The organism is Paenibacillus zeisoli (assembly GCF_003994465.1).
GTDB lineage: Bacteria > Bacillota > Bacilli > Paenibacillales > Paenibacillaceae > Fontibacillus > Fontibacillus zeisoli.
In genome coordinates this window covers 125,731-150,379 of sequence record NZ_RZNX01000008.1, presented here as the reverse complement: position 1 = coordinate 150,379, position 24,649 = coordinate 125,731, and the positions used below count along the sequence as shown (strand labels likewise).

Genomic DNA, 24,649 nt, shown 5'->3' with positions numbered 1-24,649 from the left:
AATCTCTTAGGGCGCGCCATTTTATTGCTTTTGCAATTGATAATCTCATAAGCACCATATTTCGGGACGTAGCTCAGCTTGGTAGAGCACCTGGTTTGGGACCAGGGGGTCGCATGTTCAAATCGTGTCGTCCCGACCATTATTTTCCGGTGCGGGTGTAGTTCAATGGTAGAACTTTAGCCTTCCAAGCTAATAGCGTGGGTTCGATTCCCATCACCCGCTCCATATTTCACCAACAGCATCATCGTAACGATGGTGTTTTTTGTTATAATGGGTTTTATTTTTACCTATTGATTTTACTGCTTTGACGTGTCAACGCATTGATCGAACTTGAAATGGTTATTTATACGTGGGCCATTTCTATGTAGAAATCATGGATACTCATTCTTTCACTCGTTAATCACGCATAAAAGTGGTTAGTATTGTTCTATCCATAGGCTATAATAATACAAATAAATGATTAAATATTAATTTGTTTACCTCTTTGGCTGCCTCTACAGCCTTGTTTTAATAAATAAAGTGAAGATTTTATGCACAGTTTATTGTATTATGTAAAAAGGCATTATAAAGACGGAAACAGGATGAAGTGGGAGGAGAAGCATGACAGAACTAGCGGTAACTGCCAACAAAAGTAATTCCAACAACCTGCTGCGGCGTGATATTCGTTTTTTGGGCAATATATTGGGAGAAGTCCTTGTACACCAAGGCGGTAATGAACTCTTAGATATTGTCGAAAAGATACGTGAAGCCAGCAAGTCACTTAGAGCTGTATTTTTACCTGAGCTCCATGAGGAATTTAAACAGATCATTAACACGCTTGAGCCGGATATCCGCCATCAAGTCATTCGAGCTTTTGCAGTTTACTTCCAACTGGTTAATATTGCGGAGCAGAATCATCGTATTCGCCGCAAGCGTGACTACGAACGTTCTGCCGGGGAGACTGTACAACCTGGATCTATTGAAGATTCGGTTAGGGACCTGAAAGAACGCGGCTTCTCTTACGATGAAGTACAGGATATTTTACAAGGCTTGTCTCTGGAGCTTGTCATGACTGCTCACCCAACAGAAGCAATGCGTCGTGCAATTCTCGATATCCATAAACGTATTGCTGATGATGTGATGCAGCTTGATAACCCTACTCTGACTTTCAGAGAACGCGAGCAGCTTCGTGAGAAGCTTCTAAATGAAGTGATTACACTTTGGCAGACGGATGAACTCCGCGATCGTAAACCTACAGTACTCGACGAAGTGCGAAACGGTATGTATTATTTTCACGAGACTCTGTTCCATGTGCTCCCTGATGTATATCAAGAATTGGAGCGCTGCTTGACTAAATACTATCCCGAGCATAACTGGCATGTTCCGACGTATCTTCGCTTTGGTTCATGGATCGGTGGCGACCGTGACGGTAATCCTTCCGTTAAAGCGGAAGTAACCTGGGAGACCTTGCTAATGCAGCGTAAGCTGGCTGTGCGCGAATATCAGCGTATTTTGGCTGAGCTGTTCCGCTATCTAAGCTTCAGTACAACCATCGTCAATGTAACTGACGAGCTGCTGGCTTCGATTCAGAAAGACCGGGAGACTGTGATTCTGAACAAAACGCCTCAGTGGCGGAATGAGAAGGAACCTTACCGGGTGAAACTCACTTATATGACGGAAAAGCTGCATAATGTCATTGACGATTCTAAGAAGGATTCCCAGGAACGCTACAACAGTGTTGAAGAGCTGGTTGAAGATCTTAACGTTATTGATCGCAGTCTGCGTCATCACTATGCTGATTACGTAGCAGATACACACATTCGTTACTTGATTCGTCAAGTGGAGCTGTTTGGATTCCATACAGCGAAGCTGGACATTCGTCAGCACAGTCAGGAGCATGAGAATGCAATGACTGAAATTCTTGCTCATATGAATATTACAGAGAACTATGGTGAGCTTAGTGAAGATAAAAAGGTTGAGTTATTGGAGCGTATTCTTAACGATCCGCGTCCTTTAACTTCACCTTACCAAGAATATAGCGAGAGCACTACAGAATGCTTGAATGTCTATCGTACAGTATTCCTGGCTCAGCAGGAATTCGGAGAACACTGTATTAGCAGCTATCTGATTAGTATGGCTGAAGCAGCCAGTGATGTTCTTGAAGTTATGGTGTTCGCTAAGGAAGTTGGATTGTTCCGCAAAGAGGTTGATGGAACGGTGGTCTGCACCCTACAATCGGTTCCTTTGTTCGAGACTATTGATGATCTCCATGCGGCACCAGCTATTATGCGTCAATTGTTCGAAATGCCGATCTATCGTCAGTCCGTAGCAGCCATGAGCGACTTGCAGGAGATTATGCTGGGTTACTCCGACAGTAACAAAGACGGTGGGGTCGTGACTGCCAATTGGGAGCTTCGTGTGGCTCTGAAGGGAATTACAGCAGTAGCTGCAGAGTTCGGCGTGAAGCTGAAATTCTTCCATGGACGCGGAGGTGCTCTGGGACGTGGAGGCATGCCGCTGAACCGCAGTATTCTTGCTCAGCCACCGCATACGGTAGGTGGAGGAATCAAGATTACGGAACAAGGTGAAGTGATCTCATCCAGATATTCCTTGAAAGGGATCGCTTACCGCAGTCTTGAACAAGCAACTTCTGCTTTGCTAACTCAGGCGGTGCTTGCTCGTCAGCCTCAGCAAAGCGATCTAGATGAAGAGAAATGGGAAAATATCATTAGACAAATGTCTGAGATTTCTCGGAATAAGTATCAGGAACTAGTATTCCGTGAACCTGATTTCCTTAAATTCTTCAAAGAATCTACTCCACTTGGTGAAGTAGGTGAACTCAATATCGGTTCCCGTCCTTCCAAACGGAAGAACAGTGACCGGTTCGAAGATTTGCGTGCGATTCCATGGGTATTCGCTTGGACACAAAGCCGTTATCTATTCCCGGCTTGGTATGCAGCAGGTACTGGAATTCAAGATTTCTACGATAACGATGAAGAGAAGCTAAAAGTTCTACAGGAAATGTACGCTAACTTCTCGTTCTTCCGTTCCTTGATTGATACGCTGCAGTTCGCAGTAGTTAAGGCAGATCTGATTATTGCTTCAGAATACGCTAATATGTGCAAGGATGAAACGGCAAAGAACCGCATCTTCAAGCAAATTGAAGAGGAGTTCAATCTGACAAAGAGCTTAATTCTTAAGATTACAGGAGAGCAGGAAATGCTCGATAATGAGCCTACTCTTCAGGAGTCTATTCGTCAGCGTAATCCGTATGTAGATCCGCTTAGCTATCTACAAGTTCAACTGCTTACTGAACTGCGCACGATTAGAGAACAGGGCGGGGATGATCCTATCCTGCTGCGTGAAGTTCTCCTAACTATTAATGGTATTGCCGCAGGACTGAGAAATACAGGCTGATTGATCAGCCCAACTGCACTTCTAGAATTCACAAGAGCCGTGTCGCTTCAAGACACGGTTCTTTTATTAATCTTGCTATGTGAAGTCTCTGTGTATGCTTGCAATTTATGAGCACTTGAATTACCATTTGAATGAAGCGCCGGGACATGCCATTACCGTCTGTTCTTATGCGGTCAACCGCTACTTTTATCCATGAAGCATGGCTTGGAACCGGCAAGAGACCGTTTTGGCGGATCTGGGGGAAAAATGAATGATTGACAATTATGATACGCGACTTATAAAGCTGGCCCGTAAGGGTGATCAGGGTGCTTTTGCAGAAATTGTAGATCTTTATAAAGATAAACTATTTCACTTGGCTTATCGTATGCTGAATAACCGGCATGAGGCTGAGGATATTGTGCAGGAAACTTTTCTCAGAGTACATAAGAACTGGATGCGATACGATGAGAATCAAAAGTTCTCTACATGGATTTACCGTATTGCCACCAATTTGTGTATAGATCGTTTAAGGAAGAGAAAGCCAAGTTATTCGCTTGATGCCGAGATGAATGATCAAGAGGGTATGGATGGATACACGCTAATCCCAGGGGACAATCGGACTCCGGAAAGTGAATATCTAATTTCTGAGACCCGGGAGACGATACATTCTGCGATTGAGAGCCTTCCGGTGAAATACAAATCTGTTATGATCCTTAGGTATCTGCAGGAACTGTCTCTACAGGAGATCAGTGATGTGCTGGGTATGCCCGTAACGACGGTCAAAACCCGTGTGCATCGAGGGCGTGAATTTTTACGCAAAAGACTGGAGAACAAACACATTTAAAGGGCTTAGTTAAAAAAGTTGAAACGATATACATAGTAGAGCGTATTTAAAGTGTATACCTGAATGCTTTGCCACTTAATTGCAAGGACAATGTCTATATAAATGGAATGGTTCTTAGGGTGAAAGATTACATTCCATGCAGATTTCAACTGAAAGGATTGGCTCATATGGATTGCAAACAAGCTGCCTCTTTAATGCATGAATACCTGGATGACGATTTAGACCAAGCACAAGCCTTGGAGCTGAAGAAACATCTTGTACAATGTCCATCCTGTAATATGCATTTTCAAGAGCTGGAACAAACGGAAATGATGCTTTTCCATGCTGTTAAGAGCTCTGTGCCTTCCGCTTCAGATGAGCTGGTAGATCGGATTATGCGAGAGCTTCCAAGGAAACGCGGACAGCGCGTATGGATGAAATGGATCAAGAAACATCCTGCACTTACCGCAGTGGCCATGTTTATTTTTGTTATGCTATTTAGCACAATGTCACTCTGGAAGGCTGATGACCAGTTGATAGTGAAAGGTGCTGGGCTGGACCAGGTTGTTATTGAAGGGAAGACGGTCATTGTTCCAAGCGGGAAGACGATTGCTGGAGATTTAACAGTGGAGAATGGTAAGGCCCAGATCTATGGCGAGGTGGATGGAAATCTCACGGTCATTGATGGCTCATTGTACCAGGCTTCAACGGCCAAAATATCTGGTGATGTGAAAAGTATTGATCAGGCGCTTGATTGGATCTGGTATAAGATCACAAACACATTGACGGAAGTCGCCTATCGATAAATTGGAGATATTAACCGAATGTAATAGCGCCACTCTATTGAGAGGCGCTTTTTATTGTATTGTAATGGTAAAATATACATATTCTAGTCGGTCTGAGACAAAGAAGCTTGCAACTCAAGTTCGATCGTTATAACCTAGAGTTTAGGGACAACATAACACTGATATGCAAGTCAAAAGGGAAAACCGGGGGTTGCCTTATGAATTATTTTTCGGACTTAACATGGCAGGAGTCCATTAAAGATGCTATAGATATCCTAATAGTAACTTATATTATTTATCATTTAATTTTACTTGTACGGGGAACCCGAGCTGTTCAGTTGTTAAAGGGCATCCTCGTACTGGTTGTGATATGGGCGGCAAGTACGTGGTTCGATCTCTACACGCTCAAATGGTTGATGAATCAAATGTTCACTTTCGGTGTTCTTGCCGTATTCATTATCTTCCAGCCTGAGCTCAGAAGGGCTCTTGAACAGCTGGGACGTGGTAAGTTATTCGGCCGCACGACTGCGGATGAAGAAGAATTTAGCCGTGAAATCGGCGAGATTATTAAGGCAGTTAATTATTTATCCCGTGGAAAAATTGGGGCATTAATTGTATTTGAACGAAATACAGGGCTTAATGAATATAAAGAATCGGGAATTCCAACCCAATCGGTTATTACTTCTGAACTGCTGATTAATATTTTCATTCCTAACACCCCTCTTCATGATGGTGCGATTATTATTCAAGAGCATCGCATTGCTGCAGCGGCATGTTATCTGCCTTTATCCGAGAACCCCTTCATCAGTAAGGAACTGGGAACAAGGCATCGTGCTGCCATCGGGATTAGTGAGGTAGGTGATGCGGTGTCCGTAGTCGTATCTGAAGAGACGGGTCAAATTTCGCTAGCGATTAACGGGCAGGTTGTTCGAGGCATTAATGAGGAGTCTCTGATCTCCAAGCTATATGAAGAACTTAGTCCAAGCACGGCACATAAGGACAAGAAGACCCCATTCTGGAAGCTGAGAGGGGGCCGCAAAAATGGATAAATGGTTCAACAATAATGCCATTGCCAAAATTCTGGCACTCTGCATCAGTATACTTCTCTGGGCTATGGTTCATATAGACAGCAGTACACCCGCAACCTCTGGTTCTTCAGTCGACACCAAGACTATAAATGATGTTAAGGTGGAGGTTGTTGGTTTTGACGATAAGGCTTATGTTCTGATGGATATGGATCCGAAAGTTGTAAGTCTGGAAGTTAAGGGAAAGCGACCTAATATCACCTCCGTATTTACCGATTATAGAGTAAAATTAAACTTGGAGAATGTAGGACCGGGTACGACTATGGTACCATTGACTGTCGAGCTTCCTTATGGTGTTGAGCTGGTATCCAAAAACCCCTCATCCGCCAAGGTAACCATTGAAGCAAAGCAGACAAAGACCTACAGTGCCAGCGTAGTGCTAAAAGGGGTTCCAGATGGCGGACTACAAATGGGAACTCCTATTGTGGAGAATGATGGAAAGGTAAGTGTGACGCTCCCGGAGAGTGAACTCAAGCGGGTTCACAAGGTAGAAGGAACCTTGGATGTTAGCGGAGCCCAGGATTCAGTAGATGGCAAATCAGTAAAACTTAAGGCATACGATAAGAATGGACGGGAGATCCCGGATGCGGAGATTAGTCCTTCTTCCATACGGGTCGATGTACCTATGAATAAACTTTATAAAACGGTACCTATAGAAATTAAGCAAACAGGAAAGCTTCCTCAAGGTTACGCACTATCTGAGGTCAAGGCAGATGTAGAGGGTGTTGCTGTATATGGGTCCAAAGATGTATTAGAAGGGATAGACTCCTACTCTCTTACTGTGGATTTAAGTAGGTTTAAGGGCCCGGCTCCGACTGAATACTCATTGGACTTGACTCCACCGGAAGGTTCTGAGAAAATCGAGCCGAGCTCTGTGAAGGTCGTTGTCAAAGCTGCGCCTTTAGGTGAAAAGACAGTGAATGACATTCCGGTTACGATCAAAAATCAGAGTGAGAAGACGACAGTGAAGATTCTAAGCCCGGCAAATGCAAAAATGTCTTTGACGGTGCAGGGATCGGATGAAGTGCTGAAGTCTATTCAAGCAGAAGACTTTGCGATTAGTGTCGATGTGTCCGGGCTTGGACAAGGGATTCACACGGTTACTCCAACTATTACGCTTCCCAAGTTTGTATCTTTGGCTAGGAGTGGTGATTTGAAGGTCGAAATTGAAGTTAAGAATAGCGCCAAACCTGTGACTTCGACCCCTTCAGATACAAGCACGGAGGGTAATAATGGGCAGAATGTGAATTCAGAGACAGACTCGGGAACTGGGGGAGAAGGATCTTCTGGGGTATCAGGCATGAACTCGGAACAGACAGGGAAAGAACCTTAGGAACAGCAGACAGATTGAAGTAAAATAAAAACATGTAAGTCATGGATGAGAAACCATTTATCTGGAGGAGTGAGTAATTGTGGGGAAGTATTTTGGAACAGACGGAGTACGTGGTGTAGCGAATAAGGAATTGACTGCAGAGCTTGCTTACCGAATTGGCCGTACTGGCGGGTATGTACTGGCAGGACAAGTAGAGAAACCAAAGGTTGTTATTGGTATGGATACCCGAATCTCGGGTGTGATGCTTGAATCTGCACTTGTAGCTGGCTTGTTGTCCATCGGAGCAGACGTAATTCGTCTGGGGATTGTCTCCACTCCGGCTGTCGCTTACCTAACCCGTGTGTTAAAAGCAGATGCAGGTGTAATGATCTCGGCTTCTCATAACCCGGTAGAGGATAACGGAATTAAGTTCTTCGGTAGTGATGGATTCAAGCTGTCCGATGAGACTGAACTTCAAATTGAAGATCTGCTGGATAAGGAAGTGGATGAGCTTCCTCGTCCAATCGGCGACAAGCTTGGAAGTGTGACGGTCGATAACGAATCGAAGTTCAAATATCTGGAGCACCTCAAGACAACCATCTCCTCAAGCTTTGAAGGCTTGAAAATTGTACTGGACTGTGCAAATGGAGCGGCTTTCGAGCTTGCACCGAAGCTGTTCCGTGAACTCGGAGCAGAGGTTTATACGATTGCAGCTGAGCCAACAGGGCTTAATATAAACGATCACTGCGGATCTACACATCCCGAACTTTTGAAGGAAGAAGTAGTACGTCTGGGAGCAGACCTCGGTCTTGCTTTTGATGGAGATGCTGATCGACTGATTGCCATTGATGAGAAGGGCGAAGAAGTAGACGGAGACCATATCTTGTGTATTTGCGGGGAAGCCATGAACCGTGCGGGCAAATTGAACGGAAGCACCATTGTTTCGACGGTAATGAGTAACTTTGGCTTTTATAAAGCAACCGAAAAGCTGAGCTTAAATACGGCAAAAACGGCTGTAGGTGACCGTTATGTTATGGCTGAAATGCTGCGCGGCGGGTACAACCTCGGTGGAGAGCAGTCGGGTCACGTTATTTTCCTGGATTACAATACTACAGGAGACGGCATTCTGACTGGGATTCAACTGGTGGATACCATGAAGCAGGCGGGTAAGCCTCTCAGTGAATTGAAGAAGCTGATGGTTCAATATCCTCAGGTTCTGGTGAATGTGCGTGTACAAGATAAGAGTAAGTACAATGGCAACCAGGCAATTGAAGAGGCGATCACGGTGGTAGAACAACAGCTTGGCAGCAACGGTCGGGTATTGGTACGCCCATCAGGTACAGAGTCCTTAATCCGTGTAATGGCTGAAGGACCAGATAAAACAGAGCTTGAACAGTATGTTTCCCAAATAACTAAAGTGGTTGAACGGGAACTGGTCTAGGACCAAGAAATCATACTCCCTTAATGGGGAATTAGGCCGCTGGAATGGGTTTCCTGTTCTGGCGGTTTTTTTTACGGGTAGGAAAGTCACATTTTCACGGGATGGGACACCATGCCATTGCAAATTGCTAGTGGGGTGCATATAATAACATTATTCCTAGAAAGAAAGAGAGGGCAGTGAGGTTCCATGTAATAAGCGCCAGAGCTTCGGATTCGCGCGGGAAGGATAACCGTAATCAAGCTTACGGATATCCACGGCAATCGAAGCTGACGAGGTGGAGGTGTTCGAAATGTTCGGCGGGGGCCTCCCGGTAATTGCATCTAACCGTAAGTCGGATAAGCAAAAGGTATGGGCGACCCTACTAACAAACTTACCGACCGATGCCACAAATAATAGAGTGTTCGATATAATTCTATGAATGTACGAAAGAGATTGCGGTTGATTCGTGGTAGTGGAGAAGAATGTACATTCATGAAAATATTTGGCCTTATCAGAAAATTTTCATTATAAAATAAAATACACTCGACTCCAGACTGCTGCGAAGTCTTCCGCTTCCTTCGTCATTTAACCAAAATTGATGAGATAACGAAACGGAGGATTTTATAAAATGTGTGGTATTGTCGGATATATCGGGAAAAGAGATACACAATCAGTATTGATCGAGGGTCTGAAGAAGCTTGAGTATCGTGGGTATGACTCTGCAGGGATCGCTGTATTCACACCGGAAGGTCTGCAAATCAGCAAATCCATTGGCCGTCTGGCTAACTTGGAGTCCAAGCTTGAAGCTGCGCCGCTAGTTGGTTCTGCGGGCATTGGGCATACACGCTGGGCAACTCATGGTAAGCCTTCTGACGTTAACTCCCATCCTCATACAGATAACAGTGAGAAGTTCTCCGTTGTTCATAACGGGATCGTAGAGAACTATCTGGAGCTGAAAGAGGAATTGATCGGTCAAGGACATGTATTCGTGTCGGAGACAGATACTGAGGTTATCTCTCACCTGGTTGCTCGTGAATATGACGGCGATATCGTTAAAGCTGTTCAAAAAGCGATTAGCTACATGCGTGGAGCGTTCGCACTTGGTGTGTTAACTGAGTATGAGCCGCATAAACTGGTAGCGGTACGTCAAGCTAGCCCGCTTATTATCGGCCTGGGCGAAGGGGAGAACTTTATCGGTTCTGATATTCCCGCTATTCTTAAATATACAAGAAATGTCTACATCCTTAACGATGGTGAAATGGCAGTTCTGACAGAGGATTCTGTCGAATTGATGACTATTGAGGGGAACTTTATTTCTCGGGAAATGATTCATGTCGATTGGGACGCTGTAACAGCGGAAAAGAACGGCTTTGATCATTTTATGTTGAAAGAAATTCATGAACAGCCTAAAGCATACCGTGATACGATCCGTGGACGTGTTGACGAATCTGGCCGCAAGGTAGTACTGAAGGATCTGAATTTGACAGAAGATCGTATCAAACAAATCCAGAACGTTCACATTGTAGCCTGCGGAACGGCTTACCATGCCGGTCTGGTTGGTGGAACTGTAATCGAGCAATTAGTTCGCGTTCCTGTATACAATGACGTTGCGTCTGAGTACCGCTACCGTTCACCATTGATTACTCCTGAAACTCTGGTTATCGTGGTGAGCCAATCTGGTGAGACTGCAGATACACTTGCTGCACTTCGTGAAGCGAAGAGCAATGGTGCGCATGTACTCGCGGTAACTAACGTTGTAGGAAGCTCTATCGCACGTGACGCTGATGATGTGTTAGTAACACTGGCTGGACCTGAGATTGCTGTAGCTTCGACAAAAGCTTACTCTTCACAGCTGATCGCGTTCTATCTGCTTGGTTTGTACCTTGCACAAGTTCGCGGCACACAATCGGAAGACCAAGTTGCTCACATGATCTCTGCGATCCAGGCACTGCCTGAGCAGGTGGAAAGCATGCTTGAGAACTCCGATGCAATCAAGGCTTATGCAGAGCAAATTTCTCACAACCAGCACTTGTTCTTCATCGGACGCGGTCTGGATTATGCCGTTGCTCAAGAAGGTTCCTTGAAGCTGAAAGAGATTTCTTATATTCACTCTGAGGCTTATGCTGCTGGTGAATTGAAGCACGGAACGCTTGCCCTGATCGAAGATGGAATTCCGGTTATTGCCCTGGCAACTCAGGACTCTGTACTTGAGAAAACAGTGAGCAACATCAAGGAAGTGAAAGCTCGCGGTGCTGATGTAATGGTAATTACGCATGAAGAGCACGTTGCCAGCCTGCTGAAATCCGTGGATCAAGCTTTCGCAATTCCTAAGACACTGCCATTATTCACACCGGCTCTGTCCGTTGTGCCTTTGCAATTGTTGTCCTACTACGCTTCACTTGCCCTTGGTCACGATGTGGATAAACCACGTAACCTGGCGAAGAGTGTAACTGTAGAGTAGGAGAGTAGGGTAACAAGAGTTAAATGTTCGGTGATAAAGAAGATCTGAACCAGTAAAAAATGTCTTGAACCGAATGTAGGTTAATTGAACATCTAAAGGGAGCCCGAGGAATGACTCGAGGCTCCCTTTTTAATTTGTATAAAAATTAATATCTAATATGCGCCGCTCCATTCTAAACCCAGGCGTCCTTCGAGTAGCCGCGCTGCTCCCAATAACCAACGTGATCCATGTCGATCAACTCGATCCGGTTCAACCACTTGACCGACTTATACGCGTACATTTTGGGTACGATAAGTCGGACTGGGCCGCCAAGCTCGCTAGGGATGAGGATGCCGTCGTGCAGCATGGCTACCATGACATCGTCCATGCGCGCCTGCTCGAGCGTAAGCGAATCGGTATACACGCCGTCAGCGGAGTAGAATTTGATATGGGTTGCACCTGATTTGACCCCCGCTTGTTCCAACAGCTGCTTCAGCGAAAGCCCTTCCCAGGTGTTTTTATAAACGGACCAGCCCGTTACGCAATGAAAATCGCTTATCTGTACCTTTCGTTTTAGCTTAATAAAGGTCTCCCAGTTGTAGGTCACCGGCCGTTCTACCAGCCCGTCTATTGTGAACGACCAGGTATTGTTCGTAAGCGGGCGAATTGGCGTTACCGAATAGACGCGAAAGTCGCCCTTGCTACCGCCGCCGATCGGCGGGGATGACGCGGGAAGCGGCTTGGGTTTCGGAATGAAATGATTAGCGTCCCTCCCGGCGAGCTGCTCCGGCTTAACGCTGCGAACGACTGGCAATTGCCACAGCAGAGCTGAACGGCTGCGAGTACTGCCTTTCGGCGCATACCTACATAGGTGATCATATTGCAAAGGTAGATGTTGCTGAATTAGACGCAGCCCGTCGTGCGGAGTCAACTGATCCGCATATTGCAGCACTTCTAAAACTTTCGAACGAAATCGCCAATAATGCTGGTGCCGTCGATGAAGCTTCGCTTCAGAACGCCCGTAATGCCGGCGTAACCGATCAAGAGATCGGTGAGGTTGTCGCTAACCTAGCCCTTAACGTCCTTACCAATTACTTTAATACGCTCGCCAATGTACAGAACGACTGGCCGGTCGTTAAACTGTAATAGGATGGAGTAATAAAAGAAGCAAACAGGAAAGAGACCGCTAGTTCCAGATTCTTCGGCTGTTGCCGAAGCTCTAGAACTGCGGTCTTTTTCCTAATTGGCTGTATTGTGCTGCCTAGTGGCTCGCACACTTGATGAAGTCATAGTAGGCGTACAGCGGATTGGCGCCATTTTCATTAATCAAATGCAGCCTAATAAGTCATGATAAAGCCGGGTAGATTCAGGAAGACCTCCTGACATTTACTCGGCTTTTCTTCTTGGGACACACAGGAGCAGCAGCAGATTCAAGTTCGAACTTCTCGCCAAAGGTGTCCCCGAGCGGTGCTTAGGCTTTCGGAAGATTAGGTAAACTTCTCAGATAATCGATATGACGGCGAACTTCATTTACCCCAAGCGGACCGCCGTGACCCAAATAAAAGGTCTGGTGACCGGAGGAGATGAGGCGCAGGAGTTCTTCAGCTACCCGGTGAGGATCGTCTTCAAAGGGCGGACGTATAGGGTGGTTCCTCCGCATAATGCCGCCGAGCAAAATACCCGAGGCCAATAGATCACCTACCATGGCCTCTTTTGATTCCAGTTCAACCGAAATGGATCCCAGGGTATGACCAGGTGTATGGATAACTGTGCCAGGAACACCGAAAGGCTGTAAATTCATACCCTGTTCTCCGGTGACCAATAAGTCCGGCGTAAAGCCCTCATAAGGCTGAAGAATAAATCCCGTTTTGAAGAACATACGGGCAAAAGGACTCGTCGGGCAGAAAGTCATCTCTTCTTCCCGGCTGTAGTGCTTGGCATCTCCTTCATGAGCGAGGATAGGAGCGCCTGTAAGTTCACGCAATCTTGCCGCACTGCCGGCATGATCGACATGTGCGTGGGTGATAATGATGAGCTTGATGTCTCTGAAAGTCAGCTTCTCTTTGGCAAGAGCTTTACCTATTTTCTTCTCGGATCCCGGGATGCCAGCATCGACCAACACACAGCCGTCCGGACCAAGAAGCAAATAGGCGTTCACCATGCTCATCGGCAGAATAGGAATACGGATGATCTTCACTTGGTTCATAAGTACGAGTAGCCTCCTTTTAATAAAAAAATACCGAACCGTTCGGTTTTTTATATATTACCAAATGTTTCTCAAATAAGCTATAGGAATGTTAAAATGAAAAAAGACATTTTATCGTGACTAGGGGGTTGCCGTTAATGCAGAGGAAGGGCGAGAAGACACGCCAGCATATTATTGAAAAATCTGCAGAGTTGTTTAATCAAAAAGGATACGCAGGCTCTTCAATACAAGACATCATACAAGTCACGGGATTGACTAAAGGCGGTGTCTATCGGACATTTTCCGGGAAAGACGAGATTGCGCTCGAAGCGTTCGATTATGCCACACGGATTTCGATGGAGAACTTTTTGAAGGCTTCTGAAGCGGAAGTGACAGGGATTAATAAGATCATAGCGGTATGCAAGGTGTATGAAGATCCCGTCAACCATTCTCCCATCGAGGGTGGCTGCCCCTTACTCAATACGGCGGTAGAGGCAGATGACGGATATTTGCCCCTCAGAGAGAAGGCGGTCCTTGCTCATGGTCAATTCATAGCTTTCATTCAAAGCATACTGGATGAGGGAATTTTAAAGGGTGAACTGTCCTCAGAGCTCAATACGGAGGCCGTTGCGTCATTCGTTGTTTCTTCGTTGGAGGGCGGGGTTATGGCAAGCCGGTTAACGCGGGACAACAAGCATGTTCAGTTCGTAATTCAGCAGATCAAGCTGACTCTTACAGCGTATCAAAATCGGAACTAGGAGATGGAAGCACGATAAATTACTCAGTCGGAGGAATCATTATTTTGAAAAAGTTATCATTGATATTGGCAATTATCATGTTAGGTACCATGTTGTCCGCATGTTCTGCCACCACACCCGCTGTGAATCAAGTAGCAGCAAGCGTTACGCCTGGCGAAAGCAAAAAAATCGAGAAATACAATGCGTATGTAGGGCTGAATAACTTGATGACAGGCCGAATCAATGAGGTTCTGGTTCATTACTTCGAGAAATTCGGAGTGGATAAACAGCCTGTAATCGAGAAGAATCTCAGCTTTATCATGCTGGGCGTTGCTGATAGTGAGCGGGAAGTTATTGATAAAGCGAACAGCTACACGGCCAGCCAGCCAGCTTTCGCGGATGTGGATCCTGTAGTGATCAAGCTGACTCCTGTCATCAAAGATCTTTTGTCCGTCCTGGACGATCTGAAAGCTTACTATGATTCAAAAGGCTACGTGGATGATGGGTATGCAAAAGGCAAGCAGCTGCATACCAGACTGGTAAGTGCCAATCTCGCATACGAGACTGTCGCCAAACCATACTTTACTGCTTTGCAAAAGCTGGCTAACGAGCAGCGTCAAGCTGAACTGCAGAAGCTTAAGGATGCAGGCCAGCAAATCAGGTATAATGCCTTGAAGTTTCTAATCGATGCCGAGGCTGTGGCCATTGAAATCGACGAGCAGGGAATCACCGCCGGCAATGTGCTGAAGCTGGATATGAAGAAGTTTAAGGCCAAATACGACGTCATGACCGCAGATTTAAATGCGCTGGTTACAATCGCAAAGGACAAGAAACGAATACAAGAAGAGGGGATTAACAGCTTCAGTATTCAGAACTATGCTGATTCAGCCACTGAAGCAAAAGCGGCCGCTTCAAAAATTATTGAACGCATCAATAAGAGGGAACCTGTATCAGATTCGGACTTGAACGGTCAGTTCCTGAACACGACGGACGGTACCCCTGAGAATTTCAACTATAAGCTAAGTAAGGCAATCGAGCGATATAATGAAATAAATTAAGCTTATCTAACAATTGAAGCTTGAGTAATTAAGCAAAACGCCAAGGAGGTCCGTCTCCTTGGCGTTTTTCGTATTTTGCCTGTTATAAGGTGAAATATATTTATATTTCTTCGGTAATGGGCTAATCTGCAAACGTTTGAACGAGTTTTTTAATAGGACTAAAGGCTTATTTTTGCTGAAAAATGTAAAATATTAGCTGAATTTAATCCATAAATATCCTATTGGTGAATATATATGTAATTTTATCCTTATCTAGTACGTTGCAAACGTTTGAACTATATCACATAATCCATATAAGCGCTTACATTTTGAGGAGGTAGATAGGATTGCGGTCAAAGTGGATTAAAGGAATGGTGTCTGTTAGTTTGGCTGGTGCGATGTTAGCTGTATCGGCTTTTTCCCCGACTAGTGTGTTCTCGAAGGTCTTTTCCGTAGAAAAGGCATATGCGGCTCCGGCACTGCCTGCGAATGCAAAAGATGGTGTTATGCTTCATGCGTTCGACTGGTCTTTCAATACGATACGTGCCAATCTATCGCAAATTGCGGCCGCCGGGTACAAATCGGTTCAAGTATCCCCTGTTCAAGGAACCAAGAGTTCCAGCACAGACCCTTCTCAGTGGTGGTTATTGTACCAGCCAACGAATGAATCAGTCGGTAATGCGCAGCTCGGAAGCTTGGCCGATTTCCAGGCACTATGCAGTGAAGCTAATAACTATGGTATTAAAATTATAGTCGATGTTGTAATGAATCATATGGCGAATAACGGCAACCCTGATCAGTTGGATGCATCGGTTGACGCAAGCTTTAAAGACCCAAGCCTCTATCACAACTTAGGGCAAGCCGCTAACTGGGGTAACCGCTGGGAGATTACACAAAAAGGAATAGGAATGCCTGACTTAAATACCCAGAGCTCTGCCGTTCAGGGTAAAGCGCTTACGTTCCTGAACCAGCTGGCAGATGCGGGTGCTGGCGGATTTCGTTTTGACGCAGCCAAACATATTGAGACGAACACAGGGTTAGACGCCAACCAATCTTGGGCAGGGAACTATTGGACGAATGTGCTTGGAAACGTCCATAACCGGTCGAACCTGTTCGTATACGGGGAAATTCTGCAGGACGGAACAGCGGATAATGTTAACGCGTATGCTTCGTTTATGAATGTAACCGCTAGCAATTTTGGCGGGTCCGTTAGAAATGCTCTTAGCTCCGGCAATTTGTCTTCAGCGAACGGAATGGGCGGCTTAGACCCAGCCAAAGCTGTTAATTTTGTTGAAACACATGACACTTACGAAGACGGAAGCAGCAAGAATTTGACTGACTGGCAGAGAAAAGCAGGTTGGGCTATCGTTGCTTCCAGAGCTGGCGCCACTCCGCTATTCTTCAATAGACCTGTTGGCAGCATCGGTTCTGCAGGGGATGGACAATGGCGTGATGCAGATGTCGTAGCCATTAACCAGTTCCATAATGCGATGGCAGGTCAAAATGAATATCTGCGCTGGACGAATAACAACTCTACGATGCTGATCGACCGCGGTACAGTAGGAACTGTAATCGTTAACTATGGAAATAGCACTTATATCAATTCGCCGACTAATTTGGCAAATGGCACCTACAGCAACCATGGCAGCGCGTCAGCTACGCTGACAGTTTCGAACGGGAATATCAGCGGTAATATTCCGGCGAACTCCATCATTGTGCTGTACAATGATACAACTACAACACCTACTACACCTACTCCGACACCTACAGCGGTTGTTAGCAGTGATCCTTCGACTGCGGTAGCGGGTCAGGCTGTAACGATAACGTATAATGCAACTGGCCGCTCTTTGCAGGGATCTTCCAGCGTGAAGCTTCACTGGGGATATGACGGCTGGAATGGAACTACGGATACGGTGATGACCTCCATGGGCAATAACGTATGGAAAGCTACAATTACGACGCCTTCAGCGGCCAAGAGTGCACTGAATGTAGTCTTCACCAACGGCTCTGCGTGGGATAATAACAACTCCGCCAACTGGAGTATTCCTGTGACAGCTAGTAGTGGAAGTACCGGTAGCACTGGCAGTACAGGAAGTACAGGAAGCACAGACAATACGGGAACTACTGGAACCACAGCCTATGCGCCTCATGCGGGCTACAAGGTTGATTATGACAGCAGCACTTTAGTACAGGGCAAGAGCTTTACCGTGTATTACAGCGGTTCCCTTGCAAGCGCTTCACAAGTCAAGCTGCACTGGGGAATCAATGGCTGGACAGGCACGACAGACGTTGCCATGACCAAAAGAGCTGATGGTTTCTGGGCAGCAACGATCACAATTCCAACATCGGCAACTGTGCTGAATTTTGATTTTACTAATGGAACCAATTGGGATAACAACGGTAGCAAGGACTGGAATCTGAACGTATGGTCCACAAGCAATCCTGTTCTGGCAAATCCTGCCCCGGTAGCAGGCAAGCAGACAACGATTACGTATAACGGAAGCCTAGCAGCGGGAGCCACATCGATGACCCTTCACTGGGGAACCAATGGCTGGGTATCTCCGGCGGATGTGACTATGACCAAACAATCGAATGGGACCTGGACCGGTGTGATCACGCTTCCTTCAGGCTCCAATGTACTCAACATGGCATTCAAGAATAATGCAGGCACTTGGGACAGCAATAATTCCAAGGACTTCAACTACTCTGTTGCTCAATAAAATACAACTAGGTACAACAAAAAAGAGATGTCTTGCTCATAGAGTAAGCATCTCCTTTTTTATATGGTGTACTCGGAAAAAAAGTATCTTTCGATTCAAGATGATTGCTTAAAAATACTAACTATTATGAGAGAAAAAGCCGTAAAAAAGAATAGTTAGTATAGTAAAGTAACGAAAATAGGGGAGGTTTTGTCGAAAATATGTCGAATACAGTCGAATGAAGGTTTTTTAAAGATTGAGAGAGGAGAACGATAAAGCTGAACAAAACATACTCTAAACGAATAACTTCTATGCTGTTGATTCTTGTCCTGATGTTCTCCTATGTCAATTCGGTTTCGGCTGCCTATATGCATACCATTCCAATGGATAATGGAACGAATTTTAATGGAGATGAGATTTTTACCACATCGACATCGAATTATTACACGTATATAACCTGGGACAGTTCTTATTTGTATGTAGCCTATTATGGTGCTGAAGTAAATAAAGACAATACCACTTACACCAATCAGAGCAACAAATGGGTCCAGATGTACATTGGCGGCTCTGGGGGGACTACGACGGGTGCGATCTACAATTCGCAGCAACCCACCCTTCCTTTTAAGGCCAAATATCATCTGCGCTGGAAGGTAGATGAGTCTTACACCAATGTCCAGATGTATAACGGATCTTCGTGGGTAGATGCAGGATGGAATATGACCACTTACCGTGGTTTCAATAATGAGATGGTAAAGTATAAGATCCCACTAGCCAATCTCGGGAGTCCCAAAACGATTCAGTTTGCTTCCTTTATGTTAGAGGAGACAAGTATGAATGAAAGAATGTGGGCGGCCTATCCGTCAAATGCATTCGTGGATGGATATGATAGGAATGTTTCGGATTTTAGTGAATTCGACCTGACTTCCAACTCAGCGCCTTCGGCGCAGGTAGACTATAATTTCAAGAACACTGCAGTTACGGGGAATACGGCTAGTTTTTCTTTTAACAGCAGCCCGGATGCAGCTTCAGTGAAGATACAACAATCTACGGATGGGGGATCGACCTGGATCAATTCGACCACAGCTGCGTCGTTAACAGGGTCGTCCACAACAGCCAAGGTTACGGGGCTCACTCCCGCCACTACTTATAAATTTCGTCTGGTTGTTACTGGGGGAACCTACGCGGGATCTTCCGCCATTCAGACCGTTACTACGTCTAATTCGGCGCCGGTGAGTAGTTTTGCTGCAAATACGATTCGAGATACGAGCATAGGATTCACTTGGCCTGCGGTTAGTGGGGCTACAAGCATAGCGATTGAGCAGTCAAGTGATGGTGTGAACTGGGTACCTGCCAATACAGGGGCCATTGCTAGTAATGCCGTTAGTGCCACTGTTAGCGGATTGACACCAAGTACAGCCTATCATTTCCGATTAGTTGTAACAGGCGGCAGCAATTCGGGAAACTCCAATCAAGTAAACGTGTCAACAACAAGCGACATAACGCCTCCGTCTGTGCCTACGGGGTTGAGTGCTTCTAACTTTACGGTAAGCAGCTTCAAGCTGAACTGGAGCGCATCCACGGACAATGTCGGGGTGACGAGGTATGAGGTGTTCCGAGACGGAGTGTCACTTGGAACGGTAACAGGGACGAGCATGAACATAAGCGGTCTGTTACCGTCGACCAGCTACAGCATGACAGTGCGAGCAGGGGATGCGGCGGGAAATTGGTCGGCTCGGAGCAGTGCGGTGATTGTGAAGACGCTGGCAGATACTGCGTTACCAAGTGTACCCACGGGGTTGAATGCGTCGGGCATTACCGACCGAGGATTTACATTGAACTGGAATGCATCGACGGATAATGTTGGAGTTACCCGGTATGAGGTATTCCGAGACGGAGTGTCACTCGGAACCGTAGCGGGGACGACTATGAACGTGACCGGTCTGTCGCCGTTGACTAACTACAGCATGACAGTGCGAGCAGGGGATGCGGCGGGAAATTGGTCGGCTCAGAGCAGTGCGGTGATTGTGAAGACGCTGGCAGATAGTACATTGCCAAGTGTACCCACGGGGTTGAATGCGTCGGGCATTACCGACCGTGGATTTACATTGAACTGGAATGCATCGACGGACAATATTGGAGTAACCCGGTATGAAGTGTTCCGAGACGGAGTGTCACTCGGAACGGTAACGGGAACGAGTATGAACGTAACGGGTCTGTCGCCGTCGACCAACTATAGCATGACTGTGCGAGCAGGAGATGCGGCGGGAAATTGGTCGGCTCAGAGCAGTGCGGTGAATGTGAAGACGCTGGCAGATAGTACATTGCCAAGTGTACCCACCGGGTTGAACGCAACGGGCATCACCAACAGCGGATTTACCTTGAAATGGGATGCATCCTCGGACAATGTAGGGGTGACCCAGTATGAAGTGTTCCGAGACGGAGTGTCACTCGGAACGGTAACGGGAACGAGTATGAATGTAACGGGTCTGTCGTCAGCGACCGACTATAGCATGACGGTGCGAGCGGGTGACGCGGCGGGGAATTGGTCGGCTCAGAGCAGTGCGGTGAATGTGAAGACGCTGGCAGATAGTACGTCGCCAAGTGTACCCACCGGTTTGAACGCAACGGGCATCACCAACAGCGGATTTACCTTGAAATGGGATGCATCGACGGACAATGTAGGGGTGACCCAGTATGAGGTATTCCGAGACGGAGTGTCACTCGGAACGGTAACGGGAACGAGTATGAATGTAACGGGTCNGTGCGAGCAGGAGATGCGGCGGGAAATTGGTCGGCTCAGAGCAGTGCGGTGAATGTGAAGACGCTGGCAGATAGTACATTGCCAAGTGTACCCACCGGGTTGAACGCAACGGGCATCACCAACAGCGGATTTACCTTGAAATGGGATGCATCCTCGGACAATGTAGGGGTGACCCAGTATGAAGTGTTCCGAGACGGAGTGTCACTCGGAACGGTAACGGGAACGAGTATGAATGTAACGGGTCTGTCGTCAGCGACCGACTATAGCATGACGGTGCGAGCGGGCGATGCGGCGGGGAATTGGTCGGCTCAGAGCAGTGGTTACACTGTGACGACCACGGCTGGTGCGGCAAGTCCTGATCCATCCGGCCCAAGTGATCCGGCCGATCCGACCGATCCAAGCGATCCGGGGATCCCAAGTACCCCGGTTGACTCAAGCGGTCCAAGCATCCCGACTGGGTTGAATGCCTCGAGCATCACCGATACCGGATTCACATTGAGCTGGGGCGCATCGACGGACGATGTCGGAGTGACGCAGTATGAGGTGTACCAAGATGGAGTGTCACTTGGAACGGTAACTGGGACGAGCATGAATGTAACGGGTTTGACGCCGTCGACCGACTATAACATGACAGTGCAAGCGGGCGACGCGGCGGGAAATTGGTCGCTACCGAGCAGCGGTTATACGGTGACGACTACGGGTGGTGCGGCAAGTCCTGATCCATCCGATCCAAGCACGCCGGACACTCCAAGCGATCCAACCGATCCGGGCACCCCGGACGGCCCAAGTGATCCGGGGATTCCCAGTCCCCCGGTTGACTCAAGCGGTCCAAGCATCCCGACTGGGTTGAATGCAACGGGCATCACCGATACCGGATTCACATTGAGCTGGGACGCATCGACGGACGATGTCGGGGTGACCCAGTATGAGGTATTCCGAGACGGAGTGTCACTCGGAACGGTAACGGGAACGAGTATGAATGTAACGGGTCTGACGCCAGCGACCGACTATAACATGACAGTGCAAGCGGGCGACGCGGCGGGAAATTGGTCGTTACCCAGCAGTGGTTATACGGTGACGACTACGGGTGGTGCGGCAAGTCCTGATCCATCCGATCCAAGCACGCCGGACACTCCAAGCGATCCAACCGATCCGGGCACCCCGGACGGCCCAAGTGATCCGGGGATTCCCAGTCCCCCGGTTGACTCAAGCGGTCCAAGCATCCCGACTGGGTTGAATGCAACGGGCATCACCGATACCGGATTCACATTGAGCTGGGACGCATCGACGGACGATGTCGGGGTGACCCAGTATGAGGTATTCCGAGACGGAGTGTCACTCGGAACGGTAACGGGAACGAGTATGAATGTAACGGGTCTGACGCCAGCGACCGACTATAACATGACAGTGCAAGCGGGCGACGCGGCGGGAAATTGGTCGTTACCCAGCAGTGGTTACACGGTGACGACTACGGGTGGTGCGGCAAGTCCTGATCCATCCGATCCAAGCACGCCGGACACTCCAAGCGATCCAACCGATCCGGGCACCTCGGACGGCCCAAGTGACCCAGCCAACCCGGGCACCCCGAGTGATCCGGCTGACCCAAGTACTCCGAGCGATCCCAGTCCCTCTGTTGACTCAAGCGGTCCAAGCATCCCGACCGGCCTGAATGCGTCGGACATCATCGATACCGGATTCGCACTAAGCTGGAACGCGTCGACGGACGATGTTGGAGTGACGCAGTATGAGGTGTTCCGAGATGGAGTATCGCTAGGAATGGTAGCCGGAACTAGCATGAACGTAACGGGTCTGACGCCAGCGACCGACTATAACATGACAGTGCAAGCGGGCGACGCGGCGGGGAATTGGTCGCTACCGAGCAGTGGTTACATGGTGACGACCCCGGCTGGTGTAGCAAGTCCTGATCCGACCGATCCGGGCACCCCGAACAACCCAAGCGATCCAACCGATCCGAGCACGCCGGGCGTTCCAAGTGATCCAGCCAACCCGGGCACCCCGAGTGATCCGGCTGACCCAAGTACTCCGAGCGATCCCAGTCCCTCTGTTGACTCAAGCGGTCCAAGCATTCCGACTGGGTTGAATGCAACGGGCATCACCGACACTGGATTCATACTGAGTTGGGATGCATCCACGGACGATGTTGGGGTGACGCAGTATGAGGTGTACCGAGATGGGATGTCACTTGGCACGGTAACTGGGACGAGCATGAACGTAACGGGTCTGTCGTCGTCGACAGACTATAACATGACAGTGCAAGCGGGCGACGCGGCGGGGAATTGGTCGCTACCTAGCAGTGGTTACATGGTGACGACCACGGCTGGTGCAGCAAGTCCTGATCCGACCGATCCAAGTACGCCGGACACTCCAAGCGATCCGACCGATCCGAGCACGCCGGGCGCCCCAAGCGATCCGGCTAATCCGGGCAACCCGGGCGTCCCAACCGATCCAACCGATCCGGGTACCCCGGCGATTCCAGGTGATTCAACCGCTCCATCCGATCCAAGCACTCCCGGCAACACGAGCGACCCAAGCGATCCGGCCGATCCAGGCACCCCGGGCGTCCCAAGTGATCCGACCGACGCGAGCACTCCAGGCACCCCGAGCAGCCCAAGTGATCCAGGCGCTCCGGGGATTCCCAGCCACTCGAGTGGCTCAAGCGGTTCTAGCATCCCGAATTGCAATGTATATAGGGATGCCAATCGCATTATCATTGATGGATGTCTGAACCAATCTCGCCGTGCAGTCGAAGTTACTTTGGGAACGAACGTGCTGGATGATCAACTCGATAAGCTCCTAGCAGATGAGGGGTATAATCAGATCATATTTGATATCGTTCTGAAAGCGGACGAGTACATTATCCACATTCCGTGGTCTTTGGTACGGCATTACAGTATCCGTCAGAAAATAAACTTTGAGATCAAAATGACAGATCAGCGCTACCAAATCCCTTGGGGAACTATTTCGGAATCCCAGATTAATCGTAAACTTGGGGCCGATTCAGCGAATCTGAATCTGACGTATCATATTCGGAATACGAATGACCAAGAGAACGAGGCGATATCTTCCGAGCGGCGGGCAAAAGGTTTCACCATGGTCCAACCGTTCACACAGTTTTCCATTTATACGGACATACAGCAGAAGCGTATCTTTTACCGATTTGAGACGAGCAAAAGAGTGCTGCGGCTGGCATCACCCACAGTAGGGGATCAATTCGTTCAGACTACAGGAGCTGTACTAACTTCAAAAGGTCATTTGAGTTATGCGCCATGGCGGAGGACAGCCCCGGGATCAGGGACTTACCAATTGTTCATTTTGCGCAATAACAGCATCTCTGGCATGATTCAGTATACGAAAACTTTTAATGACATCCGTACCAGTTGGGGTAGAAGCGATATCGAGGACATGGCATCGAAGTTAATCGTGATAGGTGAGAGTGAGAATATATTCAGTCCGAATAATCCTGTAACGAGAGCGGAATTTGCAGCTTTGCTGGTACGTATCTTTGGTCTGGTAGATGAGGCTTCGCCGGAGCAGCAATTTCAGGATGTGTCCTCAGGCGAATGGTACTATGAAGAGATTCAGTCGGCTGCTCTATCCGGTATTATTGAGGGATATGGGAAGGGGATTTTCAAACCAAACCAGAGCATAAGCCGGGAAGAAATGTCAGCCATGATAGCTAGAGTGATTGAGGGGCAGTTCCCGGAGATCACCCTGGATTCAAGTTTATCCGGTCTGGAACGCTTTAAAGATGCCGATCAGATTATGGATTCGTTCACAACTTCAGCTGCAGGGTTGGTGAATGCCCAACTGATACAGGGCTATCCGAATGGCGAATTTCATCCACGGGCGGATGCTTCTAGAGCGGAAGCGGTCACTTTAATTAGAAGGCTGCTGCAATATATTGGGTTCCTTTAACCCTACATGAATTGAAAAAAGTATAGAATGGCTCTCCGTATAGAACGGGGAGCC

14 protein-coding genes, 2 tRNA genes and 1 pseudogene are annotated in these 24,649 nt (G+C 47.7%); 15 read left to right on the top strand and 2 right to left on the bottom strand.

Translation table 11 applies throughout. The annotated features are described in order from the left end of the window. The first annotated feature begins 62 nt into the window (after positions 1–62). The 9 genes from EJP77_RS16685 (at position 63) to glmS (ending at position 11,261) form a co-directional block, all read left to right on the top strand. Positions 63–139: transfer RNA gene (locus tag EJP77_RS16685), tRNA-Pro, on the top strand. 12 nt (positions 140–151) lie between these two features. Continuing rightward, positions 152–225: transfer RNA gene (locus tag EJP77_RS16680), tRNA-Gly, on the top strand. Between the two features lie 375 nt (positions 226–600). Beyond that, entirely contained in the window at positions 601–3,396 is a 2,796-nt protein-coding gene (gene ppc / locus EJP77_RS16675; RefSeq protein WP_127200380.1) for a phosphoenolpyruvate carboxylase, read from the top strand. Between the two features lie 250 nt (positions 3,397–3,646). Continuing rightward, positions 3,647–4,219 carry an RNA polymerase sigma factor SigW gene (gene sigW / locus EJP77_RS16670; protein WP_127200379.1) on the top strand — a complete coding sequence of 191 codons (573 nt, stop codon included), beginning with the start codon at positions 3,647–3,649 and terminating at the stop codon, positions 4,217–4,219. A gap of 167 nt (positions 4,220–4,386) precedes the next feature. Next, positions 4,387–5,004: a zf-HC2 domain-containing protein gene (locus EJP77_RS16665; RefSeq protein WP_127200378.1), complete on the top strand. Its 618-nt coding sequence runs from the start codon at positions 4,387–4,389 to the stop codon at positions 5,002–5,004. 197 nt (positions 5,005–5,201) lie between these two features. Then, positions 5,202–6,032 (top strand): diadenylate cyclase CdaA, encoded by an 831-nt coding sequence (cdaA, locus tag EJP77_RS16660; protein WP_127200377.1) that lies wholly within the window; start codon positions 5,202–5,204, stop codon positions 6,030–6,032. Further along, positions 6,025–7,401, top strand: coding sequence for a CdaR family protein (locus EJP77_RS16655; RefSeq protein WP_127200376.1), 1,377 nt, complete (start codon positions 6,025–6,027; stop codon positions 7,399–7,401). The genes cdaA and EJP77_RS16655 overlap by 8 nt, the downstream gene beginning before the upstream one ends. Before the next feature lie 79 nt (positions 7,402–7,480). Next, positions 7,481–8,821 carry a phosphoglucosamine mutase gene (gene glmM, locus EJP77_RS16650; protein ID WP_127200375.1) on the top strand — a complete coding sequence of 447 codons (1,341 nt, stop codon included), beginning with the start codon at positions 7,481–7,483 and terminating at the stop codon, positions 8,819–8,821. Between the two features lie 607 nt (positions 8,822–9,428). Next, entirely contained in the window at positions 9,429–11,261 is a 1,833-nt protein-coding gene (glmS, locus tag EJP77_RS16645; RefSeq protein WP_127200374.1) for a glutamine--fructose-6-phosphate transaminase (isomerizing), read from the top strand. Between the two features lie 172 nt (positions 11,262–11,433). Here the strand turns inward: glmS and EJP77_RS16640 are convergent. Next, positions 11,434–12,024: pseudogene (locus EJP77_RS16640) on the bottom strand (molybdopterin-dependent oxidoreductase); the annotation flags it as partial. Positions 12,025–12,047: 23 nt separating this feature from the next. Between EJP77_RS16640 and EJP77_RS21105 the strand changes: the two are divergent. After that, positions 12,048–12,386 (top strand): carboxymuconolactone decarboxylase family protein, encoded by a 339-nt coding sequence (locus EJP77_RS21105; RefSeq protein ID WP_127200392.1) that lies wholly within the window; start codon positions 12,048–12,050, stop codon positions 12,384–12,386. A gap of 325 nt (positions 12,387–12,711) precedes the next feature. Here EJP77_RS21105 and EJP77_RS16630 read toward each other — a convergent pair whose 3' ends face one another. Beyond that, positions 12,712–13,446: an MBL fold metallo-hydrolase gene (locus tag EJP77_RS16630; protein ID WP_127200373.1), complete on the bottom strand. Its 735-nt coding sequence runs from the start codon at positions 13,444–13,446 to the stop codon at positions 12,712–12,714. Between the two features lie 137 nt (positions 13,447–13,583). On the opposite strand from EJP77_RS16630, the gene EJP77_RS16625 reads away from it, so the two are divergent. The 5 genes from EJP77_RS16625 (at position 13,584) to EJP77_RS16605 (ending at position 24,595) form a co-directional block, all read left to right on the top strand. Then, the gene (locus EJP77_RS16625) at positions 13,584–14,183 is read left to right on the top strand and encodes a TetR/AcrR family transcriptional regulator (protein ID WP_127200372.1); all 600 of its coding nucleotides are present in this window, start codon (positions 13,584–13,586) and stop codon (positions 14,181–14,183) included. A 44-nt stretch (positions 14,184–14,227) separates the two neighbouring features. Then, complete coding sequence (locus tag EJP77_RS16620) at positions 14,228–15,220, top strand: YiiG family protein (RefSeq protein WP_127200371.1); 993 nt, start codon at positions 14,228–14,230, stop codon at positions 15,218–15,220. Between the two features lie 326 nt (positions 15,221–15,546). Continuing rightward, positions 15,547–17,919 carry a carbohydrate-binding protein gene (locus EJP77_RS16615; RefSeq protein WP_221886020.1) on the top strand — a complete coding sequence of 791 codons (2,373 nt, stop codon included), beginning with the start codon at positions 15,547–15,549 and terminating at the stop codon, positions 17,917–17,919. A 290-nt stretch (positions 17,920–18,209) separates the two neighbouring features. Further along, entirely contained in the window at positions 18,210–20,711 is a 2,502-nt protein-coding gene (locus tag EJP77_RS16610) for a fibronectin type III domain-containing protein (RefSeq protein ID WP_127200370.1), read from the top strand. Beyond that, the gene (locus tag EJP77_RS16605) at positions 20,660–24,595 is read left to right on the top strand and encodes a fibronectin type III domain-containing protein (protein ID WP_127200369.1); all 3,936 of its coding nucleotides are present in this window, start codon (positions 20,660–20,662) and stop codon (positions 24,593–24,595) included. Before EJP77_RS16610 ends, EJP77_RS16605 begins: the two co-directional genes overlap by 52 nt. Positions 24,596–24,649 lie beyond the last annotated feature (54 nt).